The 16834-nt window shown below is 60.6% G+C and carries 21 protein-coding genes; 17 read left to right on the top strand and 4 right to left on the bottom strand.

Translation table 11 applies throughout. From position 1 onward, the window contains the following. Positions 1–41 precede the first annotated feature (41 nt). The 7 genes from KGB23_RS14495 to KGB23_RS14465 all read left to right on the top strand — a co-directional run bounded on the left by KGB23_RS14495 (position 42) and on the right by KGB23_RS14465 (position 5502). Positions 42–1172, top strand: a complete 1131-nt coding sequence (locus KGB23_RS14495; RefSeq protein ID WP_223431593.1) for a chemotaxis response regulator protein-glutamate methylesterase — start codon at positions 42–44, stop codon at positions 1170–1172. Further along, entirely contained in the window at positions 1172–1912 is a 741-nt protein-coding gene (locus KGB23_RS14490; RefSeq protein WP_223431592.1) for a flagellar motor protein, read from the top strand. Before KGB23_RS14495 ends, KGB23_RS14490 begins: the two co-directional genes overlap by 1 nt. Before the next feature lie 15 nt (positions 1913–1927). Further along, positions 1928–2818 carry a flagellar motor protein MotD gene (gene motD, locus KGB23_RS14485; RefSeq protein WP_008155811.1) on the top strand — a complete coding sequence of 297 codons (891 nt, stop codon included), beginning with the start codon at positions 1928–1930 and terminating at the stop codon, positions 2816–2818. 43 nt (positions 2819–2861) lie between these two features. Further along, positions 2862–3650, top strand: coding sequence for a ParA family protein (locus KGB23_RS14480; protein WP_046046365.1), 789 nt, complete (start codon positions 2862–2864; stop codon positions 3648–3650). A gap of 1 nt (position 3651) precedes the next feature. Beyond that, positions 3652–4536 (top strand): CheW domain-containing protein, encoded by an 885-nt coding sequence (locus KGB23_RS14475; protein ID WP_223431591.1) that lies wholly within the window; start codon positions 3652–3654, stop codon positions 4534–4536. A gap of 87 nt (positions 4537–4623) precedes the next feature. Beyond that, the gene (locus KGB23_RS14470) at positions 4624–5109 is read left to right on the top strand and encodes a chemotaxis protein CheW (protein ID WP_008155806.1); all 486 of its coding nucleotides are present in this window, start codon (positions 4624–4626) and stop codon (positions 5107–5109) included. Next, positions 5110–5502, top strand: a complete 393-nt coding sequence (locus tag KGB23_RS14465; RefSeq protein WP_056742068.1) for a DUF2802 domain-containing protein — start codon at positions 5110–5112, stop codon at positions 5500–5502. 117 nt (positions 5503–5619) lie between these two features. On the opposite strand, the gene KGB23_RS14460 is transcribed toward KGB23_RS14465, so the two are convergent. Beyond that, entirely contained in the window at positions 5620–5949 is a 330-nt protein-coding gene (locus KGB23_RS14460) for an EscU/YscU/HrcU family type III secretion system export apparatus switch protein (RefSeq protein WP_150655116.1), read from the bottom strand. Then, positions 5946–7520 carry a flagellar hook-length control protein FliK gene (locus tag KGB23_RS14455; protein ID WP_223431590.1) on the bottom strand — a complete coding sequence of 525 codons (1575 nt, stop codon included), beginning with the start codon at positions 7518–7520 and terminating at the stop codon, positions 5946–5948. The genes KGB23_RS14460 and KGB23_RS14455 overlap by 4 nt, the downstream gene beginning before the upstream one ends. Positions 7521–7717: 197 nt before the next feature. On the opposite strand from KGB23_RS14455, the gene ccmA reads away from it, so the two are divergent. The 10 genes from ccmA (at position 7718) to KGB23_RS14405 (ending at position 15085) form a co-directional block, all read left to right on the top strand. Then, entirely contained in the window at positions 7718–8353 is a 636-nt protein-coding gene (gene ccmA, locus KGB23_RS14450) for a cytochrome c biogenesis heme-transporting ATPase CcmA (RefSeq protein ID WP_007894233.1), read from the top strand. After that, entirely contained in the window at positions 8350–9018 is a 669-nt protein-coding gene (gene ccmB, locus KGB23_RS14445; protein WP_008155797.1) for a heme exporter protein CcmB, read from the top strand. The genes ccmA and ccmB overlap by 4 nt, the downstream gene beginning before the upstream one ends. A gap of 77 nt (positions 9019–9095) precedes the next feature. After that, positions 9096–9851 (top strand): heme ABC transporter permease, encoded by a 756-nt coding sequence (locus tag KGB23_RS14440; RefSeq protein ID WP_223431589.1) that lies wholly within the window; start codon positions 9096–9098, stop codon positions 9849–9851. Next, positions 9848–10024 (top strand): heme exporter protein CcmD, encoded by a 177-nt coding sequence (ccmD, locus tag KGB23_RS14435; RefSeq protein ID WP_150655118.1) that lies wholly within the window; start codon positions 9848–9850, stop codon positions 10022–10024. The genes KGB23_RS14440 and ccmD overlap by 4 nt, the downstream gene beginning before the upstream one ends. Next, positions 10021–10476 carry a cytochrome c maturation protein CcmE gene (gene ccmE / locus KGB23_RS14430; protein WP_056742064.1) on the top strand — a complete coding sequence of 152 codons (456 nt, stop codon included), beginning with the start codon at positions 10021–10023 and terminating at the stop codon, positions 10474–10476. Before ccmD ends, ccmE begins: the two co-directional genes overlap by 4 nt. Before the next feature lie 3 nt (positions 10477–10479). Continuing rightward, positions 10480–12468, top strand: coding sequence for a heme lyase CcmF/NrfE family subunit (locus KGB23_RS14425; protein WP_223431588.1), 1989 nt, complete (start codon positions 10480–10482; stop codon positions 12466–12468). Beyond that, a complete protein-coding gene (locus tag KGB23_RS14420; RefSeq protein ID WP_223431587.1) occupies positions 12465–13001 on the top strand; it encodes a DsbE family thiol:disulfide interchange protein in 537 nt (178 codons plus the stop codon). Before KGB23_RS14425 ends, KGB23_RS14420 begins: the two co-directional genes overlap by 4 nt. After that, positions 12998–13471, top strand: a complete 474-nt coding sequence (locus tag KGB23_RS14415; RefSeq protein ID WP_008145552.1) for a cytochrome c-type biogenesis protein — start codon at positions 12998–13000, stop codon at positions 13469–13471. Before KGB23_RS14420 ends, KGB23_RS14415 begins: the two co-directional genes overlap by 4 nt. Beyond that, entirely contained in the window at positions 13464–14666 is a 1203-nt protein-coding gene (gene ccmI, locus KGB23_RS14410; RefSeq protein WP_223431586.1) for a c-type cytochrome biogenesis protein CcmI, read from the top strand. Before KGB23_RS14415 ends, ccmI begins: the two co-directional genes overlap by 8 nt. 14 nt (positions 14667–14680) lie before the next feature. Beyond that, positions 14681–15085: a hypothetical protein gene (locus tag KGB23_RS14405; RefSeq protein WP_056742060.1), complete on the top strand. Its 405-nt coding sequence runs from the start codon at positions 14681–14683 to the stop codon at positions 15083–15085. Positions 15086–15305: 220 nt separating this feature from the next. Here KGB23_RS14405 and KGB23_RS14400 read toward each other — a convergent pair whose 3' ends face one another. Together KGB23_RS14400 and KGB23_RS14395 are read right to left on the bottom strand one after the other, a co-directional pair. Then, complete coding sequence (locus KGB23_RS14400) at positions 15306–15773, bottom strand: helix-turn-helix domain-containing protein (protein ID WP_223431585.1); 468 nt, start codon at positions 15771–15773, stop codon at positions 15306–15308. 59 nt (positions 15774–15832) lie between these two features. Then, a complete protein-coding gene (locus KGB23_RS14395) occupies positions 15833–16720 on the bottom strand; it encodes a LysR family transcriptional regulator (protein ID WP_223431584.1) in 888 nt (295 codons plus the stop codon). Between the last annotated feature and the right edge of the window lie 114 nt (positions 16721–16834).

Raw genomic sequence — 16834 nt, 5'->3', positions numbered from 1 at the left:
GAGCGGGGCGACTGAGCCTCGCTCCGTCTAACGGAGTGTTTATGGCAGTTAAAGTCCTGGTGGTGGACGATTCGGGGTTTTTCCGCCGCCGCGTCTCGGAAATTCTTTCAGCGGATCCGAATATCCAGGTCGTCGGCACGGCGACCAACGGAAAAGAGGCGATTGATCAGGCGCTGGCCCTCAAGCCAGACGTGATCACCATGGACTACGAGATGCCGATGATGGATGGCATCACGGCGGTGCGGCACATCATGCAGCGCTGCCCGACCCCGGTGTTGATGTTCTCCTCGCTGACGCACGAAGGCGCTCGGGTAACCCTCGACGCGCTGGACGCCGGCGCGGTGGATTTCCTGCCGAAGAATTTCGAAGACATCTCCCGCAACCCGGAGAAGGTCAAGCAACTGCTGTGCGAGAAGATTCTCAGCATTTCGCGCAGTAACCGTCGCGCCAACACTTACAGCGCTCCGGCACCTGTCGCCACCCCCGCCCCGACGCCTGCACCTTCGAGCGTCAGCAGCTACGGTAGCAGCGCGCCTGCGCGTCCGGCACCGGCTCCGATTCCGGCGCGTACGCACGCGCCAGCCTCGTCGTCGCCGACGCCGAAACGCAAAGCCTACAAACTGGTTGCCATTGGTACGTCCACAGGTGGTCCGGTTGCCTTGCAGCGGGTTCTGACCCAATTGCCGGCCAATTTCCCCGCACCGATCGTATTGATCCAGCACATGCCGGCCGCCTTTACCAAGGCCTTTGCCGAGCGTCTGGACAAGCTGTGTCGCATCAGCGTCAAGGAAGCCGAGGATGGCGACATCCTGCGTCCGGGCCTGGCGTTGCTGGCGCCGGGTGGCAAGCAAATGATGATCGACGGCCGTGGCGCGGTGAAAATCCTCCCGGGCGACGAACGTCTGAACTATAAGCCGTGCGTGGACATCACCTTCGGTTCCGCGGCCAAGTCTTACGGTGACAAAGTTCTGGCGGTCGTGTTGACCGGCATGGGCGCCGATGGTCGCGAAGGCGCGCGTCTGCTCAAGCAGGGCGGCAGTGCAATCTGGGCTCAGGATGAAGCCAGCTGCGTGATCTACGGCATGCCGATGGCAATCGTCAAAGCCGAACTCGCCGATGCGATCTACGGCCTGGACGATATTGGCAAGCATCTGGTCGAGGCTTGTATCTGATGGATGTTTTAAGCCTTATCGGGATCATCATGGCGTTTGTCGCCATCATTGGCGGCAACTACCTTGAAGGCGGTCACCTCGGCGCCCTGGCCAACGGCCCGGCGGCGTTGATCGTACTCGGTGGGACCATCGGTGCGGCGCTGTTGCAGGCGCCGATGAGCGCCTTCAAGCGCGCCATGCAGATTCTGGCCTGGATCCTGTTTCCTCCGCGCATCGACCTCGCCGGTGGCATCGATCGCGTCGTCAACTGGAGCCTGACCGCGCGCAAGGAAGGCTTGCTGGGTCTGGAAGGGGTGGCTGACGCCGAATCTGACAACTACTCGCGCAAAGGCCTGCAACTGCTGGTGGACGGCGCCGAGCCGGAAGCGATCCGCAGCATCCTGGAAGTGGATTTCTACACTCAGGAAAGCCGCGACATCGAAGCTGCCAAAGTCTTCGAAAGCATGGGCGGCTACGCGCCGACCATCGGCATCATCGGCGCGGTGATGGGCCTGATCCACGTGATGGGCAACCTGGCCGATCCATCGCAACTGGGTAGCGGCATTGCCGTGGCCTTCGTCGCGACCATCTACGGCGTGGCCAGTGCCAACCTGGTGCTGCTGCCGATTGCCGCCAAACTCAAGTCCGTCGCTTTGCGGCAGTCGCGTTATCGCGAAATGTTGTTGGAAGGCATTCTGTCGATCGCCGAAGGTGAAAACCCTCGCTCTATTGAGTTGAAGCTTCAGGGCTTCATGGATTGATGGGAGACATGGACCATGGCACGTCGTCGCCAACCTGAAGAACACGTAAACCATGAACGTTGGCTGGTTTCGTACGCCGACTTCATTACGTTGCTGTTCGCTTTCTTCGTCGTGATGTACTCGATTTCTTCGATCAACGAAGGCAAGTACAAGGTCATTTCCGAAGCGTTGATCGGGGTCTTCACCGACTCCGATCGCGCCCTCAAGCCGATCCCGATCGGTGACGAGCGACCGAAGACCGTGACCCCGGCCAAGCCGCTGGTTAAAGACGCCGAGCAGGTCGACGCCGGTATCGCGGGTGCCAGCGATCCGCTCAAAAGCATCGCCGACGACATCAGCGCGGCGTTCGGCGACCTGATCAGCTCCAACCAGATGACCATTCGCGGCAACGAGCTGTGGGTCGAGATCGAACTCAATTCCAGTTTGTTGTTCGGCAGCGGCGACGCCATGCCCAGCGACATCGCGTTCAACATCATCGACAAGGTTGCCGCGATTCTGAAGCCGTTCGACAACCCGATTCACGTCGAAGGCTTCACTGACGATCAACCGATCCGCACCGCGCAATACCCGACCAACTGGGAGCTGTCCTCGGCCCGGTCCGCGAGCATCGTGCGCATGCTGGCGATGCAGGGTGTGAACCCCGGTCGCCTGGCGTCGGTGGGTTACGGCGAGTTCCAGCCAGTGGCCAACAACGCCACTGCCGAGGGTCGGGCGCGTAACCGTCGCGTGGTGCTGGTGGTGTCGCGAAATCTCGATGTACGCCGCAGCCTCACGGGTACCGGAACCGCCAACGCGAAACCGGATGCCGCGTTGAAGCGTGCTGGCACACAAACTGCACCGACCCCGGTCAAGTCGCCGGGACGAGAGAGTGCCGTCAATTCTCCGTCACCCGCATTAATACGTTGAGCTTTTCCTCGGTCGACCATTTCGACCGGGAGGAACAATCCGAATGAGAGTCTGGGCAGTCGCCAATCAAAAGGGTGGTGTTGGTAAAACCACTTCCTCTATCGCTTTAGCCGGTTTGCTGGCCGAGGCGGGCAAGCGCGTGGTTGTGGTCGATCTCGACCCCCACGGCTCCATGACCAGCTACTTCGGTTACGACCCCGACAGCCTGGAACACAGCAGCTACGACCTGTTCCTGCACAAGGGTAGTGTGCCGCAAGGCTTGCCCGGTCAGTTGCTGTTGCCCACCAGCCACGAGAGTATTTCCCTGCTGCCATCAAGCACCGCACTCGCGACCCTCGAGCGCCAGTCGCCGGGGCAGAGCGGCCTGGGCCTGGTGATTGCCAAGAGCCTGGCGCAACTTTGGCAGGACTTCGATTACGCCGTGATCGACAGCCCGCCGTTGCTCGGCGTGCTGATGGTCAATGCCTTGGCGGCGAGCCAGCAATTGGTGATTCCGGTGCAGACCGAACACCTTGCGGTCAAAGGCCTGGAGCGCATGGTCAATACCCTGGCGATGATCAACCGTTCGCGTAAACAGGCGCTGCCGTTCAGCATCGTGCCGACCCTGTTCGACCGCCGCACGCAGGCGTCCCTCGGCACGCTGCGGGTGTTGCGCGACAAGTATCCGGAAGAAATCTGGCAGGGCTACATCCCGGTCGATACCCGCTTGCGCGATGCCAGCCGGGCCGGCGTGACGCCTTCGCAGTTCGACGGCAAGAGCCGTGGTGTTCTCGCGTACCGCGCACTGCTCAAGCACCTGCTGGCGGCACAACTTGTCCCGCAGGTGGCTTGAGATGAACCGCCCTGTAAAAATCACCTCGCGCCCGCAACTGGCGCTGCAGTCCTATCTGGACAGCTTGCTGATGGAGGCGACTGAAGAGTTGCCGCCGGAAATCGAAGCGCTGGTTGAAATCGTTGAGGTTGTTGAAGCGGTCGAAGTTGAAGCTGCGCTGGACGAGTTCCAGGCAGCGGTGCTCGAAGAGCAGGCTCGCGATGCGCAGAAACCCGCCGTGGTTGCCGCGCCGGTAGCCGCGCCCGTGGCGAAAGCCCCGGTTGCCGTGATCGAAGCACCCGCGCCGGTTCTCGCGCCGGTCTCGACCATCGCCCCCCTGCTGCAAGCCTTGGTGCCGCCGGTGGTCGAAGTCCACCTGCCACCGAGCAACACGCCACCACCAGTGGAAACCGAGGGTCGTCCGTCCTGGGCCGCCGAGCCGTTCGAATGCCTGTTGTTCGATGTCGCCGGGTTGACCCTGGCCGTGCCGCTGGTGTGCCTGGGCTCGATTTATTCTTTGGCCGGCCACGAGCTGACACCGCTGTTCGGTCAGCCGGAATGGTTCCTCGGGATCCTGCCAAGCCAGGCCGGCAACCTGAAAGTATTGGACACCGCGCGTTGGGTCATGCCCGACCGCTACCGCGACGATTTCCGTCAGGGCCTGCAATACGTTATTTCGGTTCAGGGCTACGAGTGGGGGCTGGCGGTGCATCAGGTCAGCCGCTCATTGCGCCTGGACCCGAACGAAATCAAATGGAGAAGTCATCGAGGTCAGCGGCCATGGCTCGCCGGCACGGTGATTGAGCATATGTGTGCGCTGCTGGACGTTTCCGCCCTGGCCGAGTTGATCGCCAGCGGCGGGGCAAAGCACATGGGCGGCAGCAAGCCGCTACACAAACCGACATAACTGCCGACATAACAAGTATGCGACGGCATTGTTGAATGCCGCCTACAGAACACACACCGCCAGAAGCGGTTTTTCGAGGGGTCAGGTATGAGTAATCAAGCGACGAATGCAAAAGGTTCTGAAGATCCGATCCTGCAATGGGTAACCTTCAAACTGGACAATGAAACCTACGGCATCAACGTGATGCGCGTTCAGGAAGTCCTGCGTTACACCGAGATCGCCCCGGTCCCGGGTGCCCCGAGCTACGTGCTGGGCATCATCAACCTGCGCGGTAACGTGGTCACCGTGATCGACACCCGTCAGCGCTTCGGCCTGATGAATGCCGAGATCAGCGACAACACCCGTATCGTCATCATCGAAGCCGACAAGCAAGTGGTCGGGATCATGGTCGACAGCGTGGCCGAAGTGGTTTACCTGCGTCAGTCGGAAATCGAAACCGCGCCGAACGTCGGTAACGAAGAATCCGCCAAGTTCATTCAAGGCGTGTGCAACAAGAACAACGAACTGCTGATCCTGGTCGAGCTGGACAAGATGATGAGCGAAGAAGAATGGTCGGACCTGGAGAACATCTGATTGATTCTTGAGGTAGCGGTCATTGTCCTGTTCCTCTTTTGGGCAGGCACGCTGGCGATGTTTCTGGCGTACATACGAGGCCAACGACTGATCGCCGCGCAACAGGCCCAGGGCGATGCGCTGCGCGATCAGCGCATCAAGGACTTGGCTAAGCGCGTTGAGGACTACCAAAGCGGTAACGTGCGCATGGGTGAAGACCTGCACGAACTGCGCGCGGTGGTTGGCCCGTTGCCGGACAAACTGGCTCAGCTGGAACAGCGCGATCCGTCGAGCCTGTCGTTTGCCCAGGCGGCAAAACTGGTCGGTATGGGCGCGAGCGTCGATGAACTGACTCAGTCTTGTGGCTTGACCCAGGCTGAGGCGGAGTTGATGAGCAAGTTGCACAAGAACTGAGAAGATCAAAAGATCGCAGCCTCGTTTCACTCGACAGCTCCTACAGGGCGTACACCATTCCAATGTAAGAGCTGTCGAGTGAAACGAGGCTGCGATCTTTTTGCATTCAACAAAGATTCAATAATCATCCCCGCGATCAGTAATATCTTTCTCCACCATCGGCGCATCCGGATCTTGCCCCTTGGGGAACTTGCCCTTCAAATTCCACGCAAACGCAATAATCTCGGCAATCGTGCGATACAACTCCTCCGGAATACTCTCCCCCAATTCCATCCGCGCCAGCAGTTTCACCAGCTCGGCGTTTTCGTAGATGGGCACTTCATAATCGCGGGCAATCTTCAGAATGGCTTCGGCCAGTGCTTCGTCACCTTTGGCCGTGAGGGTAGGGGCGTGGCTGCCGTCGTATTTGAGAGCGATGGCTTGGCGCGGGGTGTTGGGGTTTTTCATGCGGTTTCGTCGACCCAGCGTTGTTCAAGACGGGTTTGAGGGCCTTGTGGCGGTGTGCCGAGATGGCAATCGAGATCGCCGACATTCAGGCCGGACGCCAGCAGCCGCTGGCGCAGTTCAGCAAGATTGCTTTCGATCAGGCTCGCGGTGTACGGGCGTTCGGCCCACAGCTGACTGGACAGGCTGCCTTTGATCAGTTGTGCCTGAATTTGCAGCGGGCCCAAGGGTTCCATATCGAACGCCAGGTCCACTCGCCACAATTGTTGTTTGGGTTCGCGCTCGTCGCGGCGTTCGTTTTGCTGTTCCTTCTCGGGCGCTTCTTCGCGCTGGAACTTGACCTGCAACGGCACGATGTCCTGCAGATTGCGCATCGGGATTTCCAGTTGCCAGGTGCTCATCAACCGTCCGTCGTCGGTGACGCCAGTCTGTTCCAGGCTCGACAGTTGATGGCTTTGCAGGCGCGAAACAGCCGCTGCTGCCAAACGCAGCAAGTGCTCGAGATCGCCTTCGCCGTCCATGTTTTGTAGCAGGCGCTCGGGCAACGGGAAGCTGGTTGGCTGCGGTTTGGCGCTGACCTGACCGAGCATGCCGAGGGCGCTGCGTACAAAGTTCGGCATGACCTGGGCCAGTGTGTTGGCGGCAATGATCGCGTTGAGATTGGTGTTGGCCGGCAGGCCTGGCGTCAGTTGTGCGATCAGCTTGAGCAGATCGCCTTTCATGTCTGGGGCCAGTGTCGGGTTCTGACCGCTGAGCAGTTTGGCTTCAAGAAACAGTCCGCTATTGGCCAGTGCCTGGGCCAGTCCCTTTGGTGTGCTGAGTTGTTGAATATCGGGCAGGCCGGCAAGCAACTTGTCGACGGCGGCACGCAGATCACTGGACGTCTGGTTTGAGGACGGCAGGTTTTGCAGGAGTTTGAGCAAGCCATCCAGCGAACCTTGGCGGCTCTGTTGACTGACCAGTTGTTGGGTCACGGCCAATTGCTCCTGGCGGCTGCTCAATGGCACGAACTTCAGCGTTTGGGTGTCCTGCACCAGCGCGCTCAGCAAGGTGCCAATGCGCAGCGGCGTCGGGCTGTCGATGTTCAGGGTGCTGCCGCTCAACGCGGTGTTGAGCAAAGTCACCATCGAGCGAAACACCGTCGGCTGGCCCGGCACTTGCGGCAACACCTGAGAGGTCAGCACTTTGCCTTGCAGCAGCGTGCCGACCGGCAGTTGCGCGGTGTCGATACGGGTGAGGGTGGCAACGCTGGAGGCGATGGCCTGTTGCACGGTGACGGCCAGATTACCCGCCGACGGCTGGGTAATCGCCAGGCTGGTGCCCTGAGGCAGCGGTTGCGTGCTGGTGGCCTGGACCGTGGTCTGACGGCCGCTGTCGAGGGTGACCTTGAGCAACAGTTGAAAGGTCTGATCCGCCTGCTTGAGCGACAGCACTTCGGCCTTGGCGGTCTGGCCCGCAGTGATCAGGCCCTCCATTGGCGTCAGTAACTTCAGCAGGTCGCCACTCACCACCAGCGGCCGCGAAGTCACGGGCGTGGTTTGCGGTAGCGGGAGGATGTTCATTTCGCCTGTCATACGCGGTCACAACCTGAGGAAATTGCCCTCTTTAGAGTAGGGCATGGCATGTATAATGCCGCCCCGTTGTATCCGGGGCGCTGAAAACATTTCAAATACTTGATCCAGCTCCTTAGAACGGGCCGCCAATGCATTTATCCTGCATATCTTTAACGGCCGCTCCACTGCCGACTTGAACCCAAAAGGCCCGTGATCTCTTGACCAGTCCTGTCCTGCAAACCGTTGCCCTCGCCTGTGAGCGAGACCTTCGGCTGCTCTTCGAAAATCTCGAATTGAGACTGGCCAGTGGCGAAATGTTGCAAATCAGTGGCCCCAACGGCAGTGGCAAAACCAGCCTTTTACGTCTGCTTTGCGGTCTGATGCAGCCGACTGCCGGTCAGGTGCTGCTCAACGGCCAGCCATTGAACGAGCAACGCTTTGAGCTGGCGCGCAACCTGCTGTGGATCGGCCATGCCGCCGGGATCAAGGATCTGCTGACGCCGGAAGAAAACCTGAGCTGGCTGTGCGCCTTGCATCAACCGGCCTCCCATGAGGCGATCTGGCAGGCGCTGACGGCTGTCGGACTGCGCGGTTTCGAGGATGTTCCTTGCCACACGCTGTCTGCCGGGCAGCAACGCCGGGTCGCGTTGGCGCGGTTGTACCTGGAAAGCCCACCGCTATGGATCCTCGATGAACCGTTCACCGCGCTCGACAAACAAGGCGTGGCGCAACTCGAAGAACACCTGGCCGCACACTGCGAGCGCGGTGGCATGGTGGTCTTGACCACTCACCACACGCTGACCCGGATGCCGGCCGGCTATCGCGACATTGATCTGGGGAATTGGGCCGTATGAGTGTTTTCGGCCTGTTGGTCGCCCGTGAAGCCCGATTGCTGTTCCGCCGTCCTGCGGAACTGGCCAATCCGCTGGTATTCTTCGCGATCGTGGTTTCCCTGTTCCCGTTGGCGGTCGGACCCGAGTCTCAATTGTTGCAAACCTTGTCTCCGGGACTGGTCTGGGTAGCGGCCCTTTTATCGGTTTTACTCTCGCTGGACGGGCTTTTCCGCAGTGATTTCGAAGACGGATCGCTTGAGCAGTGGGTCCTTTCGTCGCACCCCCTGCCTCTTCTGGTTTTGGCCAAGGTACTGGCACACTGGTCCTTCTCTGGCCTGGCACTGGTTTTGCTCGCTCCATTACTGGCTTTGATGCTCGGTTTGCCAACCGCCTGTCTGCCGGTGTTGCTGCTTTCTTTGTTGCTGGGTACACCGGTGCTGAGCCTGCTCGGTGCGGTGGGCGCAGCCCTGACGGTGGGATTGAAGCGCGGTGGCCTGTTGCTGGCGCTGCTGATTCTGCCGTTGTACATCCCGGTGTTGATTCTCGGCAGTGGCGCCTTGCAGGCGGCATTGCAGGGCATGCCGGCGACCGGTTATCTCCTGTGGCTTGGTAGCCTGACCGCCCTGGCGATAACCCTGACACCTTTTGCAATAGCTGCTGGCCTGAAGATCAGCGTCGGCGAATAATGAGGTCTGGTTGTTTTTTAACCAGTAAAGACCCTGGCTGCTCGTGATGGCGAGCAGCAACCGTGATGGAAACAGTAATGAACTGGACTTGGTTTCATAAGCTCGGCTCGCCCAAATGGTTTTACGGCATCAGCGGCAAACTGCTGCCGTGGCTGAGTGTCGCGGCGTTGCTGCTGATCAGCGTTGGTGTAGTGTGGGGCCTGGCCTTCGCGCCGCCGGACTACCAGCAGGGCAACAGCTTTCGCATCATTTACATCCACGTTCCGGCCGCCATGCTGGCCCAGTCCATCTACGTGATGCTGGCTGTGTGCGGCATCGTCGGGCTGGTGTGGAAGATGAAGCTGGCCGACGTCGCCCTGCAATGCGCGGCGCCCATCGGCGCCTGGATGACCGCCGTGGCGCTGGTCACCGGCGCGATCTGGGGCAAACCGACCTGGGGCTCGTGGTGGGTCTGGGATGCACGACTTACGTCCATGCTTATTCTGCTGTTTCTGTACTTCGGTCTTATTGCGCTGGGCAATGCGATCAGCAATCGTGACAGTGCCGCCAAGGCCTGCGCGGTATTGGCGATTGTCGGCGTGATCAACATCCCGATCATCAAATACTCGGTGGAGTGGTGGAACACCCTGCACCAGGGCGCGACGTTCACCCTCACCGAAAAACCGGCGATGCCCGCCGAGATGTGGCTGCCACTGCTGCTGACGGCGCTGGGGTTCTACTGTTTCTTCGGCGCGGTATTGCTGCTGCGCATGCGTCTTGAAGTGCTCAAACGCGAAGCCCGCGCCAGTTGGGTCAAGGCCGAAGTGCAGAACAGTCTGGAGGCCGCTCGATGAGTTTTGCTTCATTCGGCGACTTCCTCGCCATGGGCCATCATGCCCTGTATGTCTGGTCAGCCTATGGCATTAGCCTGGCGGTGCTGGCCCTCAACGTGGCGGCGCCGATCCTGGCCCGCAAGCGGTATCTGCAACAAGAGGCGCGTCGTCTGCGCCGGGAGAACGGCAAGTGAATCCGCTGCGCAAAAAGCGTCTTATCATCATTCTCGCGATCCTGGTCGGTGTCGGCGCTGCCGTCGGCCTGGCCCTGAGTGCCCTGCAGCAGAACATCAATCTGTTTTACACCCCGACCCAGATCGCCAACGGCGAAGCCCCGCAAGACACGCGTATCCGCGCTGGCGGCATGGTTGAGAAAGGTTCGCTGCAACGTTCCGGCGATTCGCTGGACGTGAAATTCGTCGTCACCGACTTCAGTAAATCCGTGACCATCAGCTACCGCGGCATCCTTCCGGACCTGTTCCGCGAAGGGCAGGGCATCGTTGCCCTGGGCAAGCTCAACGCCGACGGCGTGGTGGTGGCTGACGAAGTGCTGGCCAAGCACGACGAGAAGTACATGCCGCCAGAAGTGACCAAGGCTTTGAAAGACAGCGGTCAATCTGCTCCAACGCCCGCGAAGGAGGGTTGATCGATGACGTCCGGACTCTATATTCCTGAACTCGGCCATCTGGCCATGATTCTGGCGCTGTGTTTCGCGCTGGTTCAGGCCGTGGTGCCGTTGCTTGGTGCCTGGCGCGGTGACCGCTTGTGGATGAGCCTCGCTCAACCAGCGGCTTGGGGCCAGTTCGCGTTTCTGCTGTTCTCCTTCGGTTGCCTGACTTACGCCTTCATGTCCGACGATTTCTCCGTCGCCTATGTGGCCAGCAACTCCAACAGCGCCTTGCCGTGGTACTACAAGTTCAGCGCGGTGTGGGGCGCTCACGAAGGGTCGTTGCTGCTCTGGGCGTTGATTCTCGGCGGCTGGACCTTCGCGGTGTCGGTGTTTTCCCGGCAGTTGCCGCAAGTGATGCTGGCGCGGGTTTTGGCGGTGATGGGCATGATCAGCACCGGTTTCCTGCTGTTCCTGATCCTCACGTCCAACCCGTTTGCACGGATCCTGCCGCAGATTCCTGCGGACGGTCGTGATCTCAACCCACTGCTGCAAGACATCGGCCTGATCGTTCACCCGCCGATGTTGTACATGGGCTATGTCGGTTTCTCCGTGGCGTTCGCGTTCGCCATCGCTGCACTGCTGGGCGGTCGTCTTGATGCGGCGTGGGCTCGCTGGTCCCGTCCGTGGACCATCGTCGCCTGGGCCTTCCTCGGTATCGGCATCACCCTCGGTTCGTGGTGGGCGTACTACGAACTCGGCTGGGGTGGCTGGTGGTTCTGGGACCCGGTGGAAAACGCCTCCTTCATGCCATGGTTGGTGGGTACGGCGCTGATTCACTCGTTGGCGGTCACGGAAAAACGTGGCGTGTTCAAGAGTTGGACCGTGTTGCTGGCCATCGCTGCCTTCTCGTTGAGCTTGCTGGGGACCTTCCTCGTGCGTTCCGGCGTGCTGACGTCGGTTCACGCCTTTGCGTCCGACCCTGAGCGCGGTGTGTTCATCCTGATCTTCCTACTGTTCGTGGTCGGTGGCTCGCTAACGCTGTTTGCCCTGCGCGCTCCCGTGGTGAAGAGCCACGTTGGCTTCAACCTCTGGTCCCGGGAAACCCTGCTGCTGGGTAACAACCTGGTGCTGGTGGTGGCGGCCTCGATGATTCTGCTCGGCACCTTGTATCCGCTGATTCTCGATGCGATGACCGGCGCCAAGCTGTCGGTCGGCCCGCCGTACTTCAACGCACTGTTCATCCCGTTGATGGCCTTGCTGATGATGGTGATGGCAGTCGGCATGCTGGTGCGCTGGAAAGACACTCCGGTCAAATGGCTGTTGAGCATGCTGACCCCGGTGTTGCTCGGCAGCGCCGCTTTAGCCGTGGTAGCGGGTGTTGCTTATGGCGATTTCAACTGGGCGGTGATCGCGACCTTCATGCTCGCGGCCTGGGTGTTGCTGGCCGGTGTGCGTGACATCGTCGACAAGACTCGCCACAAAGGCCTGATCAAAGGCCTGCCGACCCTGACCCGCAGCTATTGGGGCATGCAGGTCGCTCACCTCGGCATCGCCGTGTGTGCCCTCGGCGTCGTGCTGTCGAGCCAGAACAGTGCCGAGCGCGATTTGCGTCTGGCGCCGGGCGAGTCCATGGACCTGGCCGGTTACCACTTCGTGTTCGAAGGCGCCAAGCATTTCGAAGGCCCGAACTTCACCTCCGACAAGGGCACCGTTCGGGTGATCCGCGACGGCAAGGAAGTCAGCGTGCTGCACCCGGAAAAACGCCTCTACACCGTGCAGAACTCGGTGATGACCGAAGCCGGGATCGACGCCGGTTTCACCCGCGACCTCTACGTCGCACTCGGCGAACCGTTGGGCGATGGCGCCTGGGCCGTTCGCGTCCACGTCAAACCGTTCGTGCGCTGGATCTGGTTCGGTGGTCTGCTCACCGGTTTGGGCGGGTTGCTGGCGGCGTTGGATCGCCGTTACCGGGTCAAGGTGAACAGCCGTGTGCGTGAAGCACTGGGCATGACGGGAGCCACGGCATGAGACGTTGGTTGATGCTGTTGCCACTGGTGATTTTTCTGGTGGTGGCTGTTTTCCTTTACCGCGGGCTCTATCTGGACCCGGCCGAGCTGCCTTCGGCGATGATCAACAAGCCGTTCCCGGAGTTTTCCCTGCCGGCCGTGCAGGGCGAAAAAACCCTGACCAAGGCGGATATTCTGGGTAAACCAGCGCTGGTTAACGTCTGGGGCACCTGGTGCATTTCTTGCCGGGTCGAGCACCCGGTGCTGAACAAACTGGCCGAGAAGGGCGTGGTGATCTACGGCATCAACTACAAGGACGTTAACGCTGACGCCTTGAAGTGGCTGGTGGAATTCCACAATCCGTATCAGCTGGATATTCGTGACGATGCAGGCACCCTGGGCCTGAACCTCGGCGTTTATGGCGCTCCGGAAACTTTCTTCATCGACGCCAAGGGCATCATCCGCGACAAGTTCGTTGGCGTGATCGACGAACAGGTCTGGCGCGAAAAACTGGCGGCCAAGTATCAGGCGCTGGTTGATGAGGCCAAGCCATGAAGCGCTGGATAGCCGCCGCGGTATTGGGTTTGAGCATGGCCGGCGTGGCGCACGCGGCCATCGACACCTACGAGTTCGCAAAAGAAGGTGATCGCGAGCGTTTTCGCGAGCTGACCAAAGAGCTGCGTTGCCCCAAGTGCCAGAATCAGGACATTGCCGATTCCAACGCACCGATCGCCGCCGACCTGCGCAAAGAGATTTTTCGCATGCTCGGCGAGGGCAAGGACAACCAGCAAATCATCGACTTCATGGTCGACCGCTACGGTGATTTCGTCCGCTACAAACCCGCTCTGAACGCCAAGACTGCTGTGCTCTGGTTCGGCCCTGCCGGCCTGTTGCTGGGCGGTTTTGTGATCATCGCCGTGATCGTCCGCCGTCGTCGCGTGCAACGCGCTGACACCAAGGATGAGCTTTCCGCCGAGGAGCGTGAGCGCCTCGACCACCTGTTGGATAAAACCAAGAATGATTGATTTCTGGCTCGCTGCAGGTCTGCTACTTCTGGTTGCCCTGAGTTTTCTGCTGATCCCTGTTCTGCGTGGCCGCCGCGCCCAGCTTGAAGAGGATCGTACGGCCCTGAATGTCGCGCTGTATCAGGAACGCGTGGCTGAGTTGCAGACTCAGCAGGAAGAGGGCGTTCTCGACGCCGCGCAAATGGACACCGGTCGCGCCGAAGCCGCCCGTGAGTTGCTCGCCGACACCGAAGGCGTCGAGGCGCCGCGCGTGTCCCGCCTGGGCAAGCCGTGGCCGTTGCTGGCGGCGATTCTGGTGCCGGTGTTGGGCCTCGGTCTGTACCTGCATTTCGGGGCGAGCGACAAGGTCGAACTGACCCGCGAATTCTCCCAGGCGCCGCAGTCGATGGAAGAGATGACCCGCCGCCTGGAGCGTGCAGTCGCGGCTCAGCCGGATTCGGCTGAAGGCCTGTATTTCCTCGGTCGCACGTACATGGCTCAGGATCGTCCTGGCGATGCGGCGAAGATCTTCGAACGCACGGTGAACCTGGCCGGTCGTCAGCCGGAACTGTTGGGCCAATGGGCGCAGGCCCAGTACTTCGCCGACGGCAAGAAGTGGTCGGACAAGGTTCAGGCCCTGACCGACGAAGCACTGAAAGCCGATCCGAAAGAAGTCACCAGCCTTGGGTTACTCGGTATTGCTGCCTTTGAAAGCCAGCGTTATCAGGACGCCATCGACTACTGGAATCGCCTGCTGGTGCAACTGCCACCGGAGGACAGTTCCCGCGCCGCGCTGCAAGGCGGCATCACTCGGGCCACCGAGAAACTCGAAGCCAGCGGCGGCAAGGTGGCCCAGGCGCCCGCCGCCAAGGTGGCGGCACTGCTCAAGGTGCGCGTGGATCTGGCGCCAGAGCTGAAAGCCAAGGTCCAGCCGGGCGACAGCGTATTCATTTTCGCCCGCGCCACCGCAGGGCCTCCTGCGCCATTGGCCGCCAAACGGCTGACCGTGGCCGACTTGCCGGCGACCGTTGAACTGGGCGACGCCGACGCAATGATGCCGCAGTTGAAACTGTCGAACTTCCCTGAAGTCCAACTGGTTGCACGCGTCTCCCGCGCCGGCAAACCCACTGCCGGCGAATGGATCGGTCGCAGCCAGCCTCTGGCCAGCAGCACCACTGCGCCGCAAACACTGACCATCGACAGCCCGGACAAATGACAGGAATCGCCACTATGACCGCCATCGCTCGTATCACCCTGCTCAGTATGGTTTTGGGGTTAAGCGCTTGCGTGGTCCAACCGCAGCAGCCTGAACGGCTGCCACCGATCCCGCCGTCGCAGCCGCGTCCGACGCCGTCCACGACACCGACACCGGGCAAGCCGGGCATTCCGGCCAAGCCCGCCAAACCGTTGCCACGCACCTCCGCCAGCTTCGCGCCGCCACCGGGTGGCAACAGCCATTGGGACGCCAAGCTCGGCGTGTACGTACTCGATGATCAGACCAACACCTTCTACCGCCAGCGTACGTACTACCGCTGGGATAACGGCTGGAGCCGGTCGATCAGCCCGAACGGGCCATGGGAAGAGACAGACATCCATGGCGTGCCGGGCGGGTTGGGACGGCAATTCGGGCAGTAAACAAAAACGGCGATCTAAGGATCGCCGTTTTGCTTTTTGGCGTCTGAAAAGATCGCAGGCTTCGCCAGCTCCTACAGGATCGTGTACGACAGAGACCGGCGGGTGCATGCGGTAAAGGTAGGCGCTGGCGAAGCCTGCGATCTTTTGATCTTGATTGCGTAGCTCTGGGGTGCGGGGTACAGAACACAGGCGTCATATACAGCGGTAAAAGAGGAGTGCCTCACTCGTATCCTGTCCTTAATGCTTGTGCCTGCTCGGCGAGAAGCGTCATTGCTTGCTCGCTGGCAGTGTCGCGCCGGTTTTTATAGTCCATCAAATCGGCAAAGCGCACACGTCGGTGCTTGCCGGTTTTGTGGTAGGACAACTCGCCGGATTCAAGCAGCTTGATCAGGTGTGGGCGTGAGACGTTAAGCAGGTCGGCGGCTTCCTGGGTGGTCAATTCGGCGTGAACCGGGACCACTTTGACGGCGTTGCCTGCTGCTAGCTCAGCCAGAATGTCGACCAACAACCTGAGGGCTGAGGTGGGCAGTTCGACGGTATGAGCTTCATTCTGCTCGTCGAAAATCTGGATGTGCTGAGTTTCGAATTGAGTCGCAAGATAGGCCGCCAAGGCGCGCTGCCCCTCGATGGCAGCTTGTACTTCGCGCTCCATAGGCAAGGTAATCGGCGGGTGGATGACAGGCGACATGGCGGTTTCCAATATTCTGAATAATCGAAGTTGGCAGGCTATTCGAATTAATCGAAACATCAGGTCTCTTTCGCTAACAACCCCTGCACATACTCCACAAACGCCCGGGCCTTCGCACTGGCCATTCTGCCCGTGGGAAACACCGCCCAAAGGTCCTGATTCGGCAATGTCCAATCCTTCATCACTTCCCTGACCGCGCCGTTGGCCAGTTCCGGGGCAAACATCCATTCGGACGCCATGGTCAGCCCTTGATGGGCGAGCACGGCTGCACGCAGACCTTCGGCGGCGTTGACGCGGATTCGCCCGCTGATGATGACTGACTGATCATCTGTCCCGTTGCGGAACTGCCAATCGGCTCCGCCACCCAAGGTGTAGACGATTGCATGGTGTTTGCTCAGATCGGCAGGGCAGGTAGGCTCGCCATGTTTTTCGAAATAGGTGGGCGTGCCCAGCACCATGCGCCGACACTCGGCGATCTTGCGGGCGGTGAGGCCGGAGTCGCTCAAGGCGCCCATGCGCAGGGCGATGTCGACGCCTTCTTCCACCAGATTGACGTTGCGATCGTCCAGCATCAAATCGATGTTCAGGTCCGGGTTCTGATCGAGAAAGGGTCCCAGGTGCGGAACGATGTGCAGTCGGCCGAAGGTCACGGCGGCGCAGATGCGCAGGTTGCCGGTCAGGCCGCTGGCGGCACCGCGAGCGGCGTTGTCGGCCTCGTCCGCTTCTTCGATGGCACGCTTGGACCGTTCGAAAAAGGCCAGGCCCGCCTCGGTCGGCGTCAGGCCTCGGGTCGAGCGCAACAGCAGCCTGACCGCGAGGCGCGCCTCCAAATGCGCGATGGCTTTCGAGACGGCGGGCTGGCCGATATTCAAGCGCCGGGCGGCGGCGGAAAACGAACCGGTTTCCACCACGTAGACGAAGGTTTCCATTGCGGCGAGGCGGTCCATTTTGAGTCCTTGTGGAGATCGAATTGTGGGAGCGGGCTTGCTCGCGAAAGCGGTGTATCAGTCGACATCAATGGTGAATGTCAGTCCGTCTTCGCGAGCAAGTCGGATCGCCGC

Origin of the sequence: Pseudomonas sp. GL-B-26 (genome assembly GCF_019947405.1) — a bacterium.
Classification (GTDB): domain Bacteria; phylum Pseudomonadota; class Gammaproteobacteria; order Pseudomonadales; family Pseudomonadaceae; genus Aquipseudomonas.
The sequence above is the reverse complement of the archived record's forward strand: the minus strand, read 5'-3'. Positions and strand labels throughout refer to the sequence as shown.

Bases quoted from the DNA above. Each gene is read 5' to 3' on its own strand.
- KGB23_RS14480 (WP_046046365.1), top strand. From the start codon at position 2,862: ATGAGAGTCTGGGCAGTCGCCAATCAAAAGGGTGGTGTTGGTAAAACC.
- KGB23_RS14425 (WP_223431588.1), top strand. From the start codon at position 10,480: ATGACGTCCGGACTCTATATTCCTGAACTCGGCCATCTGGCCATGATT.
- KGB23_RS14395 (WP_223431584.1), bottom strand. From the start codon at position 16,720: ATGGACCGCCTCGCCGCAATGGAAACCTTCGTCTACGTGGTGGAAACC.
- KGB23_RS14495 (WP_223431593.1), top strand. From the start codon at position 42: ATGGCAGTTAAAGTCCTGGTGGTGGACGATTCGGGGTTTTTCCGCCGC.
- KGB23_RS14405 (WP_056742060.1), top strand. From the start codon at position 14,681: ATGACCGCCATCGCTCGTATCACCCTGCTCAGTATGGTTTTGGGGTTA.
- KGB23_RS14470 (WP_008155806.1), top strand. From the start codon at position 4,624: ATGAGTAATCAAGCGACGAATGCAAAAGGTTCTGAAGATCCGATCCTG.
- KGB23_RS14490 (WP_223431592.1), top strand. From the start codon at position 1,172: ATGGATGTTTTAAGCCTTATCGGGATCATCATGGCGTTTGTCGCCATC.
- KGB23_RS14475 (WP_223431591.1), top strand. From the start codon at position 3,652: ATGAACCGCCCTGTAAAAATCACCTCGCGCCCGCAACTGGCGCTGCAG.
- ccmD (WP_150655118.1), top strand. From the start codon at position 9,848: ATGAGTTTTGCTTCATTCGGCGACTTCCTCGCCATGGGCCATCATGCC.
- ccmB (WP_008155797.1), top strand. From the start codon at position 8,350: ATGAGTGTTTTCGGCCTGTTGGTCGCCCGTGAAGCCCGATTGCTGTTC.
- KGB23_RS14460 (WP_150655116.1), bottom strand. From the start codon at position 5,949: ATGAAAAACCCCAACACCCCGCGCCAAGCCATCGCTCTCAAATACGAC.
- motD (WP_008155811.1), top strand. From the start codon at position 1,928: ATGGCACGTCGTCGCCAACCTGAAGAACACGTAAACCATGAACGTTGG.
- KGB23_RS14420 (WP_223431587.1), top strand. From the start codon at position 12,465: ATGAGACGTTGGTTGATGCTGTTGCCACTGGTGATTTTTCTGGTGGTG.
- KGB23_RS14455 (WP_223431590.1), bottom strand. From the start codon at position 7,520: ATGACAGGCGAAATGAACATCCTCCCGCTACCGCAAACCACGCCCGTG.
- KGB23_RS14400 (WP_223431585.1), bottom strand. From the start codon at position 15,773: ATGTCGCCTGTCATCCACCCGCCGATTACCTTGCCTATGGAGCGCGAA.
- KGB23_RS14415 (WP_008145552.1), top strand. From the start codon at position 12,998: ATGAAGCGCTGGATAGCCGCCGCGGTATTGGGTTTGAGCATGGCCGGC.
- ccmI (WP_223431586.1), top strand. From the start codon at position 13,464: ATGATTGATTTCTGGCTCGCTGCAGGTCTGCTACTTCTGGTTGCCCTG.
- KGB23_RS14440 (WP_223431589.1), top strand. From the start codon at position 9,096: ATGAACTGGACTTGGTTTCATAAGCTCGGCTCGCCCAAATGGTTTTAC.